This is a genomic window from bacterium (assembly GCA_040756715.1).
In the GTDB taxonomy this organism is placed as follows: Bacteria; UBA9089; UBA9088; order UBA9088; family UBA9088; genus JBFLYE01.
This window is the reverse complement of record JBFLYE010000150.1, coordinates 1-2,110: the sequence shown is the minus strand read 5'-3', so window position 1 is coordinate 2,110 and position 2,110 is coordinate 1. Positions and strand designations below refer to the sequence as shown.

The following is a 2,110-nucleotide window of genomic DNA, read 5'->3' as shown; positions in this document are numbered from 1 at the left end:
ATTCAAAATTCAAAATTTAGAATTCAAAATTTCTTAAAAGGTGGATGAATTTTTAACAGATAAACACAACCCTATCTATTTTTGCACTAAGTGATGGAAGATACTATAATTTCTATTGTTAAAACCCCTGAATTTTTACCAATAGATAAGATAAGATTTATAAATGCCCTCTTAAATTTAGAAAGGTCTTCCTTAATAACAACTTCTTTTTTAATAATATCGTTAATAGACCTCATTTCAAAGCTTTTCCCTCCATGTCGAACATCAGAGGTATCCCTGATAAAAGTTGTTTCCTCTCTTGTAATATAGAATCCCTCTGGATGAATCAAAGGATATACTTTAGATAAGATGGCTTGGGAGTAAGCCAATAAAGAAGAAAAGAAAAGAAGAATTAAGGATAAGGATAGAACACTATAATTTTTATTTTTTATCTTTTCATATAACCATAAAATAGAGAATCCAGCAAATATAATCAATAAAGGAACCCCTGAAATTCTATATCTTGCGGTAATAAAAAAAGGAATAAGGCTTAACATAAAGGTGAGAACAAAAAGATAAAGCAAGAATGGTGTTTTCCAATCCTTTAAAGATAAAAATAAGCCACAGATAGCCAGAAGAGAAATAGGACCAAAGCCAAGGAATAAAGGAAACTTAAAAAGATAAGAGAAGCCTTTTTGAAAATTGTAATTTACATTATTCTCAATCTCATATCTATCCCAAAAAAGAAGGAATTTTTTAAATTGAAGAAGAAAAAAGCCTTTTGGATTCTCCTTAATAAACCTCAATACCTCTTTGATATAGGCCTTATCTCCTTGTTCTTTAACCATCTTTCCAATCTTATCTCTATAAGATAAGGGTGGATATCGAAATACCCCATCACTATACGGATTATTCCCAATCCAAAGATTTACTGGCCCATTGGTTGAGATTAGCACAAATCTGCCTGATGCAAGGTAGTTCCTGATTGTTGCAGGAGAGATGGTAAGAAGGATAATTAAGCAAAGAAAGCCATATCTTAAGAATTTTGAATTTTGAATTTTGAATTAATGAGCATCCAGGGAAGAAGAAAGGGAATAAAGAGCAAGATATTTGCCCTGGCTAAGGCAGAAAGACCTAAAGAAATTCCAGCAAAGGCAATGTTTTTGTAAGATGGGTTATCCTCTATTCTTAAGAGAAGAAAGATGGATAATGTATTTAGAAAGGTTATCAAGGATTCCATAAGCAAGACACCTTCGTGGATATAGAACATTGCATAAAGGATTAAGATAATCAGACAGATATAACCAATTGTTTTATTAAAGACCTTCTTTGCGATTAAATAGGTTAAAAAGGAGGTTAAAACACCAAGGATCATCTGGATAAGCCTTGGGAAATAAGGGTCTATGCCAAAGATTTTATAGATTAAGGCAAGGAAGTAGAAATATAGAGGACCATAGTAATATGGCTCTTTTTCTGAGAATGTGCCATCAAGGATTTGCTTGGCATAATTATCATAGGTTAGCATATCTGTTCCTGGTTGTGGATTATAAAACGAAGGGTCATTTGCCTTAAGAGAGGAGAGATAGATAAGGCGAAAGATAAGGGCAACAAGAAGAAGCAAGGAAACAATGATTATCTCTTTTTTATCTTGGATAAACCCCTGCCTCGATTTCTTCTTTTTCATAAACCCCATTATATATCGCCTTAATCAAAAAGGCAAGTTAAAGCTTAAAGGCTTATCTTACCACCATCGCCTTTATGGCAGAGAAATTGCCTGCTTTTATTTTATAAAAGTATAATCCAGAGGAGAGGTTTTGTCCAGCATTATTTTTTAGGTCAAAGAATATTGCCCTATTCTTTTGGGTATATGAGCCTTTGGGTTTGTTTCCTAGCTCTATGGTTTTTACCTTTTGTCCTAAGATGTTGTAGATTTCCAATGAAACATTGGAATCTTTGGAAAGCTTGAATGGGATATAGCAGGCATCCTTTGCGGGATTGGGGTATGATTGAAGGAGCTCTGATTGGGATGGGATTAAAGGCTTAATGGTTATCTCTTTATCTTTTATTTCTAAGGGAATCCTCTCAGCCAAAAGGTCAAAGAGAAGGCAGGAGGTTATGCTTATCCTCTCTT

General features: G+C 33.6%; 3 protein-coding genes. All 3 read right to left on the bottom strand.

The annotated features are described in order from the left end of the window. Positions 1 to 86: 86 nt before the first annotated feature. Positions 87 to 935, bottom strand: coding sequence for a hypothetical protein (locus AB1397_05630; GenBank protein MEW6482466.1), 849 nt, complete (start codon positions 933 to 935; stop codon positions 87 to 89). Positions 936 to 1,015: 80 nt separating this feature from the next. Then, positions 1,016 to 1,663: a glycosyltransferase family 39 protein gene (locus tag AB1397_05625; protein MEW6482465.1), complete on the bottom strand. Its 648-nt coding sequence runs from the start codon at positions 1,661 to 1,663 to the stop codon at positions 1,016 to 1,018. A gap of 52 nt (positions 1,664 to 1,715) precedes the next feature. Next, the coding region (locus tag AB1397_05620) for a T9SS type A sorting domain-containing protein (protein ID MEW6482464.1) at positions 1,716 to 2,110 on the bottom strand (395 nt) is incomplete at its 5' end.